Source organism: Leucobacter manosquensis (genome assembly GCF_018304845.1).
In the GTDB taxonomy this organism is placed as follows: domain Bacteria; phylum Actinomycetota; class Actinomycetes; order Actinomycetales; family Microbacteriaceae; genus Leucobacter; species Leucobacter alluvii.
This window is the reverse complement of the sequence record NZ_JAFEVO010000001.1, coordinates 1,703,031-1,719,559: the sequence shown is the minus strand read 5'-3', so window position 1 is coordinate 1,719,559 and position 16,529 is coordinate 1,703,031. Positions and strand designations below refer to the sequence as shown.

The 16,529-nt window shown below is 67.1% G+C and carries 14 protein-coding genes; 11 read left to right on the top strand and 3 right to left on the bottom strand.

Going from position 1 to position 16,529, the window contains the following annotated elements; all coding sequences use genetic code 11:
* Positions 1 to 9: 9 nt before the first annotated feature.
* From JSQ98_RS07955 to JSQ98_RS07940, 4 genes are all read left to right on the top strand, one after another.
* Complete coding sequence (locus JSQ98_RS07955) at positions 10 to 2,910, top strand: DNA polymerase III subunit gamma and tau (RefSeq protein ID WP_211650462.1); 2,901 nt, start codon at positions 10 to 12, stop codon at positions 2,908 to 2,910.
* Positions 2,911 to 2,986: 76 nt separating this feature from the next.
* Complete coding sequence (gene recR / locus JSQ98_RS07950) at positions 2,987 to 3,583, top strand: recombination mediator RecR (protein WP_211649123.1); 597 nt, start codon at positions 2,987 to 2,989, stop codon at positions 3,581 to 3,583.
* 70 nt (positions 3,584 to 3,653) lie between these two features.
* Positions 3,654 to 4,931 carry an aspartate kinase gene (locus JSQ98_RS07945; protein ID WP_090151979.1) on the top strand — a complete coding sequence of 426 codons (1,278 nt, stop codon included), beginning with the start codon at positions 3,654 to 3,656 and terminating at the stop codon, positions 4,929 to 4,931.
* A 39-nt stretch (positions 4,932 to 4,970) separates the two neighbouring features.
* Positions 4,971 to 6,029 (top strand): aspartate-semialdehyde dehydrogenase, encoded by a 1,059-nt coding sequence (locus JSQ98_RS07940; protein ID WP_211649122.1) that lies wholly within the window; start codon positions 4,971 to 4,973, stop codon positions 6,027 to 6,029.
* 92 nt (positions 6,030 to 6,121) lie between these two features.
* Here JSQ98_RS07940 and JSQ98_RS07935 read toward each other — a convergent pair whose 3' ends face one another.
* A complete protein-coding gene (locus JSQ98_RS07935) occupies positions 6,122 to 7,057 on the bottom strand; it encodes a metallophosphoesterase (protein WP_211650460.1) in 936 nt (311 codons plus the stop codon).
* A gap of 8 nt (positions 7,058 to 7,065) precedes the next feature.
* Positions 7,066 to 9,762: a transglycosylase domain-containing protein gene (locus JSQ98_RS07930; RefSeq protein WP_249290777.1), complete on the bottom strand. Its 2,697-nt coding sequence runs from the start codon at positions 9,760 to 9,762 to the stop codon at positions 7,066 to 7,068.
* A 111-nt stretch (positions 9,763 to 9,873) separates the two neighbouring features.
* Here JSQ98_RS07930 and sp36 point away from each other — a divergent pair, with 111 nt between their 5' ends.
* A complete protein-coding gene (gene sp36, locus JSQ98_RS07925; protein ID WP_141653254.1) occupies positions 9,874 to 10,047 on the top strand; it encodes a Sp36 family protein in 174 nt (57 codons plus the stop codon).
* A gap of 1 nt (position 10,048) precedes the next feature.
* Positions 10,049 to 10,525, top strand: a complete 477-nt coding sequence (locus tag JSQ98_RS07920) for a RidA family protein (RefSeq protein WP_090151968.1) — start codon at positions 10,049 to 10,051, stop codon at positions 10,523 to 10,525.
* A 114-nt stretch (positions 10,526 to 10,639) separates the two neighbouring features.
* Here JSQ98_RS07920 and acs read toward each other — a convergent pair whose 3' ends face one another.
* The gene (acs, locus tag JSQ98_RS07915) at positions 10,640 to 12,628 is read right to left on the bottom strand and encodes an acetate--CoA ligase (RefSeq protein WP_211649121.1); all 1,989 of its coding nucleotides are present in this window, start codon (positions 12,626 to 12,628) and stop codon (positions 10,640 to 10,642) included.
* Positions 12,629 to 12,842: 214 nt separating this feature from the next.
* Here acs and JSQ98_RS07910 point away from each other — a divergent pair, with 214 nt between their 5' ends.
* The 5 genes from JSQ98_RS07910 to JSQ98_RS07890 all read left to right on the top strand — a co-directional run bounded on the left by JSQ98_RS07910 (position 12,843) and on the right by JSQ98_RS07890 (position 16,442).
* Complete coding sequence (locus tag JSQ98_RS07910) at positions 12,843 to 13,865, top strand: TadA family conjugal transfer-associated ATPase (RefSeq protein ID WP_211649120.1); 1,023 nt, start codon at positions 12,843 to 12,845, stop codon at positions 13,863 to 13,865.
* Positions 13,866 to 13,868: 3 nt separating this feature from the next.
* A complete protein-coding gene (locus tag JSQ98_RS07905) occupies positions 13,869 to 14,831 on the top strand; it encodes a type II secretion system F family protein (protein WP_346728744.1) in 963 nt (320 codons plus the stop codon).
* A gap of 158 nt (positions 14,832 to 14,989) precedes the next feature.
* Positions 14,990 to 15,289 carry a DUF4244 domain-containing protein gene (locus JSQ98_RS15035; RefSeq protein ID WP_249290776.1) on the top strand — a complete coding sequence of 100 codons (300 nt, stop codon included), beginning with the start codon at positions 14,990 to 14,992 and terminating at the stop codon, positions 15,287 to 15,289.
* Positions 15,289 to 15,645: a TadE/TadG family type IV pilus assembly protein gene (locus JSQ98_RS07895; RefSeq protein ID WP_090151959.1), complete on the top strand. Its 357-nt coding sequence runs from the start codon at positions 15,289 to 15,291 to the stop codon at positions 15,643 to 15,645. Before JSQ98_RS15035 ends, JSQ98_RS07895 begins: the two co-directional genes overlap by 1 nt.
* Positions 15,642 to 16,442, top strand: a complete 801-nt coding sequence (locus tag JSQ98_RS07890; RefSeq protein WP_211649118.1) for a M23 family metallopeptidase — start codon at positions 15,642 to 15,644, stop codon at positions 16,440 to 16,442. Before JSQ98_RS07895 ends, JSQ98_RS07890 begins: the two co-directional genes overlap by 4 nt.
* Positions 16,443 to 16,529 lie beyond the last annotated feature (87 nt).

The following is a 16,529-nucleotide window of genomic DNA, read 5'->3' as shown; positions in this document are numbered from 1 at the left end:
TTCTCCGAGATGATCGGGCAGTCGCAGGTCACCGAACCGTTGATGACGGCCCTGCGCACCGGTCGCATCGGGCACGCCTATTTGTTCAGCGGCCCGCGGGGCTGCGGCAAGACGACCTCGGCCCGCATTCTTGCACGGTGCCTGAACTGCGCCGAGGGGCCCACTGATACGCCGTGCGGAGTCTGCCCGAGCTGCGTCGAACTCAGCCGCGACGGTGGCGGTTCGCTCGATGTCGTCGAGATCGATGCCGCGAGCCACGGCGGCGTCGATGATGCCAGGGACCTGCGCGAACGCGCGGTCTTCGCCCCGGCGCGCGATCGGTTCAAGATCTTCATCATCGACGAGGCGCACATGGTGACGCCCGGCGGGTTCAACGCGCTGCTCAAGATCGTCGAGGAGCCGCCGCCGCACGTGAAGTTCGTGTTCGCGACGACCGAGCCAGACAAGGTCATCGGCACGATCCGCTCGCGCACCCACCACTATCCCTTCCGCCTCATCGCACCCGGCACCCTCATCGACTACGTGCAGTCGCTCTGCGACAGCGAAGGCGTGCAGGTCGAGCCCGGCGTGCTTCCCCTCGTCGTGCGAGCGGGCGGCGGATCGGTGCGCGATACGCTGTCGATTCTCGACCAGCTCATCGCGGGGTCCGAGACTCCGCTCGTCACCGCCGACCGCGCAGCCGGCCTGCTCGGCTTCACCCACGCAGAGCTGCTCGACGACGCCGTCGCCGCATTCGGGGCGCATGATGCCGCCGCAGCATTCCGAGCGACGGATCGTGTCGTGCAGACTGGGCAGGATCCGCGTCGCTTCGTCGAGGACCTGCTCGAACGCCTGCGCGACCTCATCGTGGTGAATGCCACGACCGTCGACGGTGCTGCAGCGATCTTCCGCGGCGTGCCGCAGGATCAGCTCACGCGGATGTTCGAGCAGGCCCGCGCTTTCGGGCCGGGCGAGCTGTCGCGCATCGCCGATGTCGTGAGCGCTGCCCTCGACAAGATGGCGGGTGCCACCGCGCCGCGGCTGCAGCTCGAACTCATGATCGCGCGAGCCCTGGTGCACGCCGCGCAGCCGGTGGAGCGCACTGAGCCGCGTGCGCAGTCGGCGCAGTCGGCGCAGCCCGGCTCGGTGCCGACCGGCGAGCGGCCGTCGGGTGCAGCTCCCGCGAACGCCGCCGCGCCGGCCCAGCCGGCGCCCGATCCCATGGCCGCGCTCGCGGCGGCTCGCAGCGCTGCGGTTGAGCAGACGGAAACGCCTCGGCCGGCGCCGGCTCCGGGCGATCCGGCCGCGCCGAACGCTGCACCTGGCACCCCGAATGCCGCGCAGACGGCAGCATCGATCCGGGAGTTCCTGTCGCAGGATGCGCAGGGCGGGGAGGCAGCGCGGCCAGCAGCGACGGCGCAGGCGCCTACTCCTGCGCCGTCGCCTGCTCCTGCTCCTGTGCCCTCACCTGCTCCTGCGTCCGATCCTGAGACTGCGGGGGCGACTGCAGTCGAAGACACCGCGACTCCGCCAGCCGCGCCGAGAGCCGCGCCGCCTCGACTGGAGACCCCGCACGCCGGAGCACCGCATGCTGGAGCACCGCATGCTGGAGCTCCGCATGCTGGAGCTCCCCATCCGAATGAGGGCGCAGCGAAATTCGGCCGTCCGATCTCGGCAGTGCTCAGCTCGGCGCAGATCGAGAGCATCGGCAACGATGCACCGGCACCCCGGCCGGCGGCGCCCGCAGCAGGGGCCACCGTCGGTGGCACCGTCGGTGACACCGCGCCGGCTCCGGCTGAGCAGGCGGCCGCGGCCGAAGGGCCCGTCTCTGACGAGGCCGTGACGGAGTCCGACGCCGAAACCTCCGGCGGGTACGAAGACCTGATGGAGGTGTGGCCCGATCTGCTCGAGGAACTGCTCGAGCTCGATCGTGATGCATGGAACGCCGTGCGAGTGATCGCGCCGCTGGCGCTCGAAGGCGACGTGCTCACGGTCGGCCTCGCCTCGGAATCCGATCTCGCCGCATTCAAGACGACCGGAGCCGGTCCGCTCCGAGAGACGATTCTCTCCGCCGTTGGCATCAGCGTGAAATACAAGCCGAAGCGCATGACCGCCGGCGAGGCGGCTGCCGGTCACGGCGCCGCGCGCGAGCCAGAGGCCGCAGCTGACGCAGAGGAGCCTCACCCAGCCGGGCATACGCCTGATACCGCATCCGACACACGCTCCTCCGAACCGCAGGGCGTGACCGTCGCCGCCCCAGACGCGAACGACCCGATGGTTCGGGCAGCGGCACGCCTGAGCGGCTTGGGTCCGGCTCTCGCTGCTCCCGCCTGGGCAGATCCGCAGCCCGAATCTGCGCCACCGGCCGCATCGAGCTCGATCGACGCTCCGACCCCCGCATCGAACTCGAACGATGCTCCGACCACCGCTGAGCAAGAACCGTCGGCCTCTGCCGCCGCGGCGACGCGCGATGAGGCAGCCATGACGCAGGACGCAGCCGAGGCACAGCCCCCAGCGGGAGAAGCGCCTGCGGCCGCGCGTGCAGCGGTCGACGCAGATGCGGCGCCCGCACGGTTCGCAGATCCGGCGGAGTACGGCGACCCCTATGCGGGAGACCCCGGCGAAGCGCCGGACGACTCGGCGGAGGGCGACCCGTACGCACCGACCCCGGCATCTTCGGCAGGTGTCGCATCTACGCTCGGCCAGGCGCCCGCAGCCGTCCCTCCCGCCCCTGCCGCGCCGTCGGCAGCCCGGATATCGTCCGGCGGCCAGGCTCCAGCTCCAGCTCCAGCTCCAGCTCCAGCTCCAGCTGCCGCTGCCGCCCCCGCCTCGCCGGCGGCTCGGCCCGCATTCACACGGTACGGCGAGTCAGTGGTGCGCGAAGTGCTCGGGGCCCGGTTCGTCGAGGAGCGCCCGCTCCCGCCGCGTTGAGCGGCCCATGCAACGTCGCGACTAGGGTGTGTGCTGAACGGCGCGCGTCACGTCGTCAACCCGAGGAGGCTCCACCGTGTACGACGGCATCGTCCAAGACCTGATCGACGAGTTCGGTCGGCTGCCTGGCATCGGTCCGAAGTCGGCGCAGCGCATCGCGTTCCACATTCTGCAGACGCAGAACTTCGACGTCTCCAAGCTCGCCGAACTGCTCAGCGAGGTCCGCGAGAAGGTGCGCTTCTGCGACGTGTGCGGCAACATCACGGAGCACGAGCGGTGCTCGATCTGCCGAGACCCGCGCCGCGACGACAGCATCATCTGCGTCGTCGAAGAGCCGAAAGACGTGGTCGCGATCGAGCGCACGCGTCAGTTCCGCGGCCTGTATCACGTGCTCGGCGGCGCCATCAGCCCGATCGACGGCGTCGGACCCGACGATCTCAGCATCCCCGCACTGATGCGTCGCGTCGGTGAGAACCACGTGCAAGAAGTGATCATCGCGACCGATCCGAACCTGGAGGGCGAAGCCACCGCGGCGTACCTGTCGCGGCTGCTGACCTCCATCGAAGTGCCGGTATCGCGTCTGGCCTCGGGGCTTCCCGTCGGCGGCGACCTGGAATTCGCCGATGAAGTCACACTCGGACGCGCCTTCGAAGGCCGCCGTAAGGTGGAGTAACCGGAGACATCACCCGAAGTTCTGGTCCGATAGACTGAGCTTTCGGCTCGGATATTCAGGAGGAACCCGCGTGGCGTTGATCGTGCAGAAATTCGGGGGCTCGTCCGTAGCCGACGCCGAGAGCATCAAGCGCGTCGCGAAGCGCATCGTCGAGGCGCGTCGCGGGGGCAACGAGGTCGTCGTCGCCGTGAGCGCCATGGGCGACACCACCGATGAACTGCTCGAACTCGCAGCGGCGTGCACGCCGATCCCCGCACCGCGAGAACTCGACATGCTCCTCACCGCGGGTGAGCGCATCTCGATGGCCTTGCTCGCGATGACGATCAAAGGCATGGGCATCGAAGCGCTCTCTTTCACGGGCAGCCAAGCGGGAATGATCACCACCGCCGAGCACGGTTCGGCGAAGATCGTCGATGTGACGCCCGGCCGCGTGCGCGAGGCCCTCGACCAGGGCGCCGTCGCCATCGTCGCAGGCTTCCAAGGATTCAGTCGCGACTCGCGAGACATCACCACGCTCGGGCGCGGCGGATCCGACACGACCGCCGTTGCACTCGCCGCCGCCCTCGGCGCCGATGTATGCGAGATCTACACCGACGTCGACGGCATCTTCACGACCGATCCTCGCGTCGTGCCGCTCGCGCGGAAGATCGACGCCATCACGGCGGAGGAGATGCTCGAACTCGCGGCGTCCGGCGCGAAGGTGCTGCACCTGCGCGCCGTCGAGTACGCCCGCCGCCACGGCGTCGTGCTGCACGTCCGCTCCTCGTTCTCCGACGAGCCGGGCACCATCGTCTACGACCCCGCCAAGGGGCATCCGAAGGGAGATCAGGTGGAAGAGCCGATCATCACTGGTATCGCCGCTGAGAAGAGCGAGGCGAAGGTCACCGTGGGCGGTGTGCCGGACATTCCGGGCAAAGCTGCCCAGATCTTCGAGATCGTGGCGAAGACGCACGCGAACATCGACATGATCGTGCAGAACGTCTCGGCGGCGCAAACGAACCGCACCGATATCTCCTTCACGGTCCCGCTCGGCGACGGTCGGAAAGTCATCGAGGCGCTCGAAGCGGAACGCGAAGCACTCGGATTCGAGAGTCTGCAGTACGACGATCAGATCGCCAAGCTCGCCGTCGTGGGCGCCGGCATGCGCACGAGTACGGGCGTATCCGCGCAGCTCTTCCGTGCGCTGTACGAGGCCGACATCAATATCGAAATGATCTCGACTTCGGAGATCAGGATCTCGGTCGTCACCCGAGCCGACCTCCTCGACAAGGCGGTCCGCGTACTCCACACGGCGTTCGGCCTCGATGCCGAGACCGAAGCCACGGTCTACGCCGGCACCGGCCGATAACTCTTTCACGGCGAAACACAGAACAGGATCTCGAAACACATGGCTGCACAGCAGGGACTCTCGATCGCCGTCGTCGGCGCAACCGGTCAGGTGGGCGCAGTGATGCGCCGTTTGCTCGACGAGCGGGACTTCCCGATCGCGAACATCCGCTTCTTCTCCAGCGCGCGCTCGGCGGGCTCGACGCTTGAATTCCGCGGCGAGAGCATCGTCGTCGAGGACGTCGCGACAGCGGACAAGAGCGGCATCGATATCGCGCTCTTCTCCGCCGGTGGCGCCGCTTCGAAGCAGTACTCGCCGGAGTTCGCCGCCGCGGGTGCCACGGTCATCGACAATTCGAGTGCGTGGCGACTCGACCCGGACGTTCCCCTCGTGGTGAGCGAGGTCAACCCGCACGCGATCGACGAGGCGCGGAAGGGGATCATCGCGAACCCGAACTGCACCACGATGGCAGCCATGCCGGTGATGAAGGCACTCGACTCCGAGGCCGGGCTCGAACGGCTCATCGTCACGACGTTCCAGGCCGTGTCGGGCTCAGGCCTCGTCGGGGCCCGCGAGCTGGCCGGTCAGGCCGTTGCAGCCGTCGAGTCGGGCGAGCTCGAGCAGCTCGTACATGACGGGGGCGCCGTGGACTTCCCGGCTCCCGAGGTCTACACCAAGACGATCGCATTCAACGTACTGCCGCTCGCCGGCTCCATCGTCGAAGACGGCGAGGGTGAGACTGACGAAGAGAAGAAGCTGCGCAACGAGAGCCGGAAGATCCTCGAGCTCCCCGAGCTGCGAGTCGCCGGAACGTGCGTGCGCGTGCCGGTCTTCACCGGGCACTCGTTGTCGATCAGCGCCGAATTCGCTCGCGAGATCTCGGCGGATCGTGCTCGTGAGGTGCTCGCAGCAGCTCCCGGCGTCGAACTCACCGACGTCCCGACGCCCCTCGAGGCGGCAGGCAAGGATCCCTCGCTCGTCGGGCGCATTCGCGCTGACCAGTCCGCTCCCGACGGCCGCGGTCTGACGCTGTTCATCTCGAACGACAATCTGCGCAAGGGTGCAGCGCTGAACGCGGTGCAGATCGCTGAGATCATCGCGGCGCGGCGGGCCGAGTAGGGGCGGGTCGCCAGTACAGCATCAGGCCCCGGTCGTTCACGTCGACGACCGGGGCCTGATGTTTGTCTCGAGGCTGGAGTGCGTTCTCCGGCCTACCGCGATTCCAGTGTGATCAGCGATGCCTCGGGGCGGCAGGCGAAACGCACCGGCGCGTAGATCGAGTTGCCCAGCCCCGCGCTGACGTTCAGGAACGCGGCGCGGTGCGCGTCGAACCAGACGCTCAGGCCGCGTGCTTGCTCGGTCGGGAGGTCGCAGTTCGCGGTGAGCGCCCCGACGCCCGGTACGCGCACTTGGCCGCCGTGCGTATGCCCGGCCAGGATCAGGTCCGATCCGGCCGTCAGCAGCGCGCCCAGGGACTCCTGATAGGGCGCGTGCACGACGCCGAGGCGCACCGGGGCCGGGTCGGCTTCGACGGCTGCGCCCTCGTTCTGCGTCAACGCTGCGGCGGCCGCGCGCATACGATCTGCGTCGTCGTAGCGAATGTGCGGGTCGTTCAGGCCGAACAGCTCGACGCTGCTGCCGCGAATGGAGAGCCGAACCGCATCGTTGTTGAGGTCGATCGCGCCCAGCTCGGTCAGCCCGCGGGTGATCGCACCGTTGTCGAGATCAGGGGTGCGCGTGCTCTGCCTACTCGGCTCGAGCAGGTACTTGACGGGGTTCTTGAAGAGCGGACCGTAGTAGTCGTTCGAGCCGTGAACGAACACCGTGGGCGTCTGCTCGACGAGCGGCCGCAACGCATGCAGCAGCGCCGGGAGCGCTTCGCGATGGCCCATGAGATCTCCGGTCAGCACGACCAGGTCGGGGCGAAGCTCCGCGAGGGAGCGCACCCAGTCGACCTTCTGCGCTTGCCATGGCGCCAAATGCAGGTCTGAGAGCTGCAGTACCCGGATCGGACTGCGGGAGTCCGGCAGCACGGGCAACGTATGGCGCCGCACCGTGAACAGCCGTCGCTCGATGAGCGTGGACCAGGTCAGTACGCCGACGGCGGCCGCTCCGAGAACGGCCGCCGTCGAACGCGCGGGATGCATTGCCAAGGTCAGTTCTTCTTGCCGCAGGCGAGCGCCAGCGTCACCGTGTCACCACGGTTGACCTCGGCGCCGCTTTCGGGGCTGACCGAGAGCACCTTGTTCGATTTGGGTTTCGAATCGCTGCCGGTGCCGCAGGCGAACTCGACGTTGTCGAACCCTGCGCTATTCAGTGCAGACTTCGCGTTGTTGCCCGTCTGACCCACGAGCCCATCCGGGATCTTCGACGCCTTGCCGTTGCTGCGGTAGAGAGTGATTCCCGAACCGAGACCAACCGACGAGCCTGCCTCCGGATCGGTGCGAGCCGCCAGGCCTTCGGCCTCCGACGATGGGACTTCGCCGCCATCATTCACCGAGAATCCGAGCTGTGTCAGCATGCCCGTCGCCTCTTCAACGGATTTGCCCTTCACGTCCGGCACCGAAACCATCGTCTGGCGGATAGCGGCCTCCGAAGGCTCGGGGAAGGCGTCACCGCCATACCGCGCGTCCGCGGTGTTCATGATCGCTGGCCAGATCGTCTGATCGGCGTACATCAGGTTGCCGAAGCCCATCGTCGACACTCGGGAGCAACTGTCGGGGTTGGCGGGATCGACACAAAACGGATCCGCGTTTCCCACCCAGGTCGCCGTGGCGACTTTCGTGCTCGCACCGACTGTCCAGTTGTCGATGACATCATCAGTCGTTCCGGTCTTCGCGAGATGCGGAACACCGGTCGACGACCTCGCGTGGTCAGCGAGACCCGCCGTTACCGCGTTCTGCAGGGCGAACGCCACGCCGGCAGCCACCTCCGGTGCGATGGCTTGCGAGCATTCGCTCTTCGTGAAGGGCACTTGCTCGCCGGAGTCATCCACGATCGATTCGATGGGAACCGGGGTGCAGACGGTCCCGTCGCCCGCAAACGCGGAGTACGCCGCTGCCATGGTGATGGGAGCGATCTCGTCGACGCCGCCGTATGTGTTCGACGGCACCATCGAGAGGTCACGCGGATCATTGGTGAGTGTCGGGACCTTGGTGGTACCGAGGAGCTCCGGCGGAGCCATTCCTTGATCGATCTCTTCCTGTGACCAGACCGGAAGGTCCGAAGCTCGATGTATGCCGAGAGCTTTGGCCGTCTCGAACGTGCCGCAGAGGTCCATCTTCTGCTGCATCGAGACGATACCGCCATTGATGGAATTCGCGATGGTCGTGAGTACGGACTGGTTGCCCTTGATGCCCTCATTGTCGTTCGAGAAGTCGAACGAGCCGTAACTGTAGACTCCGTCTGGCATGCAGGTCGCCTGGAACGACTGGTACGGGACGCCCTTTCGGCTGTTGACATTGACAATGTCACGCACTGAGTGCCCCGTGCGGATCCACTCCGCGAGGGTAACCGGTTTGAAGGTTGAACCCACCTGGAATCCGCTCGAGCCGCCGAACTCCTCATCCGTGTTGTAGTTCACCGGCGTGAATTCGGGATGCTCCTTCAAGAACGATTCGGCGTTGTTGAAGGGGCGATTCTGCACCATTGCGCGCACCTTGCCGGTGCCGACCTCGACGCTGCTCGACGCCGACCCGACCTTGATCCCGTCCATGAGCGCGGGAACTGTGCCGCGCGTAGCATCATTGCCGGCGGCCTGCATGTCGAGGTCGATGGTCGTATAGATCTTGTATCCACCACGACTGAAATTGAACTCGCGTTCTGTCGGGGTGTCACCGAAGTTCGGATCCGCCTTGATGTACCGCTGCACGTAATCGCAGAAGGCTCCGAGGCCGTAGTTCTGTTCTGCGACGTTGCACCCCTGAATGCGAGGGGTGATGTTCGGAGTGACAGGGGTCGCTACCGCTTCTTCATGCTGAGCCTCTGTGATCTTTCCGTGGCTGAGCATGCTGTCGAGAATCTTGTTGCGACGCTCGGTATTGGCAGGGAGATTCGCCTCGACATCGATTTGCAACTCAGACGGGTTGTTCACGATCGCCACAAGGCTCGCGGACTCCGCGAGCGACAGATCGGCGGCCGATTTGCCGTAGTAGAACTTCGCGGCTGATTCGATGCCGTAGATCTGTCGACCGAAGAGCGCAATATTCAGATACCCGAGCAGAATCTCGTCCTTCGGGTACTTCTTCTCGATGGAGATCGCGTACTTCATCTCTTTGAGCTTGCGGTCGACGTCCTGACGCATCGCGTCTTCGTAGGCTTCCTTCTGCGCTTCCTTGTCGGGAATCGCGATGGCCTCCTGAATCAGCACGTTACGCACGTACTGCATCGTGATCGTCGATGCGCCCGAGAGGTTCTGCCCCGCTGCGTTCTGCAGCACGGCACGGGCCGTTGCGAGCACGTCGACGCCGCCGTGGGTGTAGAAGCGGGGATCCTCCTCTGCAACTGCAGCATCTTTCACGAACTGCGGAATCTGGGCCCACTCCAGCGTCTCGCGATCCTGATCGTAGAATGTCGCGACCTCGACATTATTTCCATCGCTCGTCGTAGCGAAGATCGACGACGGCTCGGCGAGCTTGCCCGGGTCCAGATGGTCGGGCAGGCTCTCGAAGATGCCGACTGCGGATTTCGTGGCCGTGCCGCTCAGAGCGACCACCGGCGTCACAGCTGCGGTGACGAGAACACCGGCGATCACGCTCATGGCGAGCGCGCCGAGGAGCCCGGCGAGGGCCCCTCCTGCGGTGCGAGGTTTCTGCGAGCGCACGCGCGAAGACTGAGATGTCTGACGGGTCATAGAATCAAGGGTAAGCGACGTAGCTGACAAAACAGCAACGCGCCCGTCCGCGTCGCGGCGATGCCGGTCGCCGGCATGCGCTGCACACCGTCTACCGAGGGAGATCCGCACGTGAGTGAATCCGCCGAAGCCGCCCCGACCTGGGAGTACTTCGTGACGCCGCTGCTGCTGCACAACGAGGCGCAGATTCTGAACAACTGGGGTGCGCAGGGGTGGGAGCTCGTGCAGATCATCGAGGGCCCGGCCGGCGGCAACGTCGCATACATGAAGAAGAGGAAGGCCTGACATGGCATCTGTGATCGAGGACCGGCTGCGCGAACTGGGATACGAGATCCCCGAGGTCGCAGCGGCGGTCGCCGCGTACGTGCCCGCGCTGCGTGACGGCAACTACGTGTACACGGCCGGCCAGCTCCCGTTCGTGAACGGTGCTCTGCCCGAGACGGGCAAAGTGGGTCTGGGAGCAGGGCTCGTGTCGCCCGAGCGCGCGGAAGAGCTCGCGCAGCTCTGCGCGTTGAACGCCCTCGCCGCCGCTCGAGGCGTCATCGGGTCGCTCGACAAGATCTCTCAGGTCGTGAAGGTCACTGCCTTCATCGCATCCGATCCGTCGTTCACGGGTCAGCCCGCCGTCGCGAATGGCGCCTCGATGTTCCTGGGTCGCGTCTTCGGCGATCTCGGCATCCACGTGCGTTCAGCCGTCGGCGTCGCCGTCCTCCCGCTCGACGCGCCCGTCGAGATTGAATTCGTGTTCAAGATCGAGGACTGACACCGCGCGCTCCGTGCAGCGAACCCGCGCACGTGCGAAACGACCGAGGCCGGGAACCCTGAAGCGGGTTCCAGGCCTCGGTCGTGTGTCGCCTGCGGTTCGGTAACGTGCGGCTCAGTCGCCGCGCTCGCTGCGCACGCGATCCGAGATCGTCTGCATCACCGATGTGTCGGCGAGCGTGGTCGTGTCGCCGACCTCTCGGCCTTCTGCCGCGTCCTTGAGCAGCCGCCGCATGATCTTGCCCGACCGTGTCTTCGGCAGTTCGGAGACGATGAAGATCTGGCGCGGCCGCGCGATCGCACCGATCTGGGCTGCGACGTGCTTCTTCAGCTCGGGCTCGGCGTCATCGAGCGACAGGATGCTCTGCTGCGACTTCAGAATGACGAAGGCGACGACGGCCTGTCCCGTCGTCTCGTCATCCGCCCCGACGACCGCCGATTCGGCGACCGCGTGGTGCTCGACCAGCGCCGACTCGATCTCCGCGGTCGAGAGTCGGTGGCCCGACACGTTCATCACGTCGTCCACGCGTCCGAGCAGCCAGACGTCGCCGTCCTCGTCGAGACGGGCGCCGTCGCCCGCGAAGTAGCGGTCGCCGAACTTCGCCCAGTAGGTGTCGATGAAACGCTGATCGTCGCCCCAGATCGTGCGCACCATCGACGGCCAGGGGCGCTGCACGACGAGCAGGCCGCCCTGCCCGTTCTCGACGGGGGCGCCATCCTCGCCGACCACCGTCACCGAGATCCCTGGCTGCGGCACCTGCGCGCTGCCCGGCTTCAGGGGCGTGAGGCCCGGCAGCGGTGAGATCATGATCGCGCCGGTCTCCGTCTGCCACCACGTATCAACGATGGGGGCGGTGCCCGCGCCGATGACCTCGCGGTACCAGCGCCACGCCTCGGGGTTGATGGGCTCGCCGACCGAACCGAGCACCCGGATCGACGAGAGGTCGTACTGCTCCGGAACCTGGCGCCCGACCTTCATGCAGGCGCGAATGGCCGTGGGCGCGGTGTAGAAGATCGTCACACCGTACTTCTGAATGATCGACCACCAGCGGCCCCAATCGGGCGTCTCCGGGGTGCCCTCGTAGATCACCTGAGTCGCGCCGTTCGCGAGGGGACCGTAGACCACGTAGCTGTGCCCGGTGATCCATCCGATGTCGGCTGTGCACCAATACACGTCGGTGTCGGGCTTCAGATCGAAGACGTCGCGGTGGGTGGTCGACACCTGGGTGAGATATCCGCCCGAGGTGTGCAGGATGCCCTTGGGCTTGCCCGTGGTTCCCGAGGTGTACAGGATGAAGAGCGGGTTCTCGGCGGGGAAGCCCTGAGCTTCGTGCTCGCCGTCGAATGCGGTGATCTCGCGGTGCCACCAGAGGTCGCGATCCTCATCGAAGGCGACGTCATTGCCCGCGCGTTCGACGACGAGCACGCGAGAGACGGTGCTGCCTCCGCCGTTCAGCGCGAGCGCATCGTCCACGGTCGGCTTCAGCGCAGACACGCGTCCCTTGCGCCATCCGCCATCGGCCGTGATCACGAGACGCGCCTCAGCGTCGTCGATGCGAGCGCGCAGACTCTCAGCGCTGAAGCCGCCGAAGACCACCGAGTGCGCTGCGCCGAGGCGCGCGACGGCGAGCATGGCGATCACCGTCTCCGGGATCATCGGCATGTAGATGGCCACACGGTCGCCCTCGGCGACGCCGAGGCTGGTGAGCATGTTCGCGGCGCGCTTCACCTCGTGCGTGAGCTCGGCGTACGTGAGGGTGCGCGTGTCGCCCGGTTCGCCCTCGAAGTGGAGCGCGACGCGGTCGCCGTTGCCCGCTGCCACGTGGCGATCGAGGCAGTTCGACGCGACGTTCAGCTCGCCGTCCTGGAACCACTTCGCGAACGGCGGGTTCGTCCAATCGAGCACCTCACTGAACGGCTTCGTCCACTGCAGGTTCTGGGCCTGCTCCGCCCAGTACCCCTCGGGATCCTGCGCGGCCTTCCAGTAGACGGACGGGTCGGTGACGTTGGCCTGCTCGCGGAACTCCGGACTCGGAGCATACGTCTCCGCCGTTGCTCCCTTGGGGAGGTGGTGGCTTTCAATACTGCCGGTCTGATCGCTCATTGACGCCCTTATCTTCGATCGATTCCCGGGGCGATCGCTCGCTCCCGGCCCCTCAGTCGCGTACGGGATCCGTACCATCCCGAAAACGCAGAACCAGGCTATACCTTTCGTCTATCTCCGCTCACATCGGTGAGCCCGCGACGGTGTTGCCGCGACAGCGCACAGATGCTCGGGCGAGCGGTCTGGTCGTGGCGAACCCTGCTGGTATGGGCTCATGCCCCCTGCTGAGATTCCGGATCACCCACGGCCTCCCGACCCACGGCCCTCGGTGTCGACACGATCTGCGGCGCTCAGTCGCGCCGCGAAGCGTTCGTTCGGCGGCCTGCTGCCCCTGCTGGATGACCCCGATCTGCGAGATCTCATCGTGCAGGTGCGCGGCGGCGCTGCTCGACTGTGGCTGGACCGATGCGGAGCGCTGCAGGAGGTGCCGGATTGGCAGGCTGATCCTGAAGCGGTGCACGGGTTGGCGACCGGGTTGATCGCTGCTGGCGGGCGCCACCTCGACGAGCTGCACCCCTGCGCCGACGTGAGGCTGGGCGATGGCATTCGAGTGCACGCAGTACTGCCCCCGATCGCCGTCGAGGGCGCGGCCGTATCGATTCGGCTGCCCCGCATCTCGCCCCCTCGGTTCGATGAACTCGTCGCCGGCGGCCTCTGCGCGACGAGCACAGCAGAGATGCTGCGCCGGGTGATCATCGACCGCAGCAACATTCTGATCACCGGAGGCACCGGAAGCGGAAAGACGACGGTGCTGGCCGCACTGCTGGATCTCGCCCCACCGCACGAGCGCATCCTCACGATCGAGGACGTGGCGGAGCTGCGGTTGAGGCATCCGCACGCCGTGTCTCTCGAAACGCGTCAGGCGAGCGCGGAAGGGGTCGGGGAGGTCTCGGTCGATCGACTGCTGCGGGAAGCGTTGCGCATGCGGCCCGACCGCATCGTGCTCGGCGAGTGCCGCGGTGCCGAGATCTCGACGCTCCTGGCGGCACTGAACACCGGCCACGACGGCGGCGCCGGAACCCTCCACGCGAGCCGTCTGGAAGAAGTGCCCTCGCGCCTCGAAGCGCTGGGTGCGCTCGCGGGATGGACGCCGGAAGCGCTCGCTCGACAGGCCGTCAGTGCACTGCACGCGATCGTCCACGTCGAACGGGGTGCTCTCGGCCCTCGGGTGCGCGCGATCGGCGGTCTCGAGCTCACCGGTGACCGGTTGCTCGGAGTGCGAAGGGTGGTGGCGTAGCGCGTGTGGAAGCGACTCCGGTCCCTCGCCCGGTCACGAATCGTTTCAGCTTCGGGCTCGGCTTCGAGCGTCACCGCGCATCAACGGAATGAGGCGACGGTCGTCGCGGAACGAGCAGCGGCGCTCCTTCGCGGGGGAGTGCCGCCCGGTCGGACGTTCGCAGTGATCGCCGCCGACGCAGAGCCGACCTCTGCCACGGGAATCATCGCCGCCCGTGTGGCAGACGGAGTCCCGGTCGCCTCCGCGCTCGCAGCGACCCCCGATCCGGAATGGCGCGTGCTGGCAGTCGCCTGGCGCCTCGCCGAAGCATGCGGTGCTCCGCTCGCCCCCGCGCTCCAACGCATCGCGTATGCGCTGCGCGAACTCGACCAGTTGCGGGAACGACGTTCCGTGCTCCTGGCGGGTCCGCGGGCGACGGTGCGCATGGTTGCGGCCCTGCCGATCCTCGCGCTGCTGCTCGGCCTGCTGCTCGGATTCGATCCGATACCGGTGCTGTTCAGCGGGATGGGGGCGGCGATCGCGGCGATCGGCATCGGTCTGCTCGGCATCGGCGTGCACTGGTCTCGCGCCATGCAGCATCGAACCGCGAGTGACGATCACATCGCCGGTCTGCCGTTCGAACTGCTCTGGGTCGCGCTGGGAGGCGGCGCCCCTCCTTCCGCGGCACTGAGACACGTGGTGGATCGCGTGGACCAGTACGGGGCCGAGTGGATCGCCTTCGACGACTTCTGTTCCGGGAGCCCGCTGCTGTCGACGATCGCCGCTGCGGAAGCCGCCGGTGTTCCGATGCGCCCGCTGCTGCTCGAACACGCGGGTGCAGAGCGCGTGGCCTCAGCTGCGCGACTGGAACGGGAGGCGGAACGCCTCGGCGTGCGCGTGCTGGTGCCCCTGGGGGTCTGCGTGCTGCCCGCCTTCATCGTGCTCGGCGTGCTGCCGGTGGTGCTGTCCATGTTCGGGGCTGTGTGATGCTTCCCGACAGCGTTCGTACTCCACAGGGGATGGCGATCGCATCGGCGTTCGGGTTCTCCACAGATCGTTCGTCGGGCCGCGTCGGGCCGAGCCTCTCCCGTGAGGATGGATGCACCGGCGATCGCCGGGGCCGTGCGAGGTCAAGGAGGTTCCCGATGCAGCCCACACTCCAACTCGTATCCGACCGAGGTGCGACATCCACGGAAGGCGGGCCCGAGCGCCGCCGCACACGTCTGCAGCGCGTCCGTCGCGGAGGCCGACGACGCGGGCGGGCGTTCGTCGGCGAGATGCGCGCGCTCGCCGACGATGAGCGCGGCGCCGTGACAGCGGAGTACGCGATTGTCATCATGGCCGCCGTAGCATTCGCCGGTCTGCTGGTTGCCATCATGCGGTCGAGCGAGATCCGAGCGATGCTCGTGGAACTCGTCGAGAACGCGCTCGGCGCAGGGTCCTGATGCTCGCGGCGCTGCGGCACGACGAACGCGGCACGGTCACGGCGGAATTCGCGATCGTCGTGCCCGCAGTGCTCGCCGTACTCGGGCTCGTGATCGGCGGCATCTACGTGGCGGCGCATCGCATCACCCTCGTATCGGCGTCGGCTGAGATCGCGAGATCAGAGGCACGCGGTGATGCCGAGCTCGCCCAAAAACATCTGGACTCGCTCGGTGATCGAGTGGAGATCGAACGTGTGGAAGACGGCGTGCTGCACTGCGTCACGCTTCGGTCGCGCCCGGGTGGAGGACCCCTCGCCCGCATCGCGGTCGAATCGCGCTCGTGCGCCGCCCGAATCGGTGAGGGAGCGACCTCATGAGCGCACCGGCGACCCTCGTCTGCGCAGCCGCTGCGATATGTCTCGGCCTACCGATCATCGCGGCGTCGTCGCACCTCGAAGCCTCCCACCGTGCAGCAGGGGCCGCTGACGCGGCAGCGCTCGCCGCAGCCGACTCGGCCGCCGGGTTTCTCGCGGGAGACCCCTGTGACCTGGCGGGGGCTGTCACGAGTGCGATGAGCAGCGAACTCGTGTCCTGCGAGCTCGATCCCGCCCTCGCCGACGCCCGCGTGAAGGTGGTGGCGGACGGGCCGCTCGGGGCCGTCGGCGCGTCGGCGCACGCTGGTCCACCGCCGAGTTCCGCGATGCCGGGAGGTGCGGTCGGCGCGAATGGCTGGGCGTGGCCCAGCTCGGAGTCGGGCATCACGCAGGGGTTCCACGACGGCTACTCCATTGATCTCCGTGCGGTTGAAGGGTCACCGCTCTACGCTCCCTACGACGGCGTCGTCGTCGCAGCCGGAACGGACAGCGGTGGGCCGCCCGAGAAGTGCGTCGCCGAACCCTCGTGGTGGCATGGCCCGAATCACACGATCATCATCAGACACAGCTATCGGGGGGAAGTGCTCTTCAGCTCCCACAATCACGTGGCCCCCGGATCGACCGACGCCTTCGGGCTATCGCCGGGCACTGCAGTGCGAGCCGGACAACCGGTGGCCCTCGCAGGCATGAGCGGATGCACGTCGGGGCCGCACTCGCACTTCACGCTGTCGACCACCCCGTCGAACGCGTTTCCCGACGTGAATCCATACCTCTATATCGGTGGCCCTGAGATCCGTTGACGCAGTGCGCAGAAACTCCAATGCGAGTACTTCGGCCGGCGACGGACATAATGAAGAGAGAACATGCGTGGAATCCCGCAGGTGGAT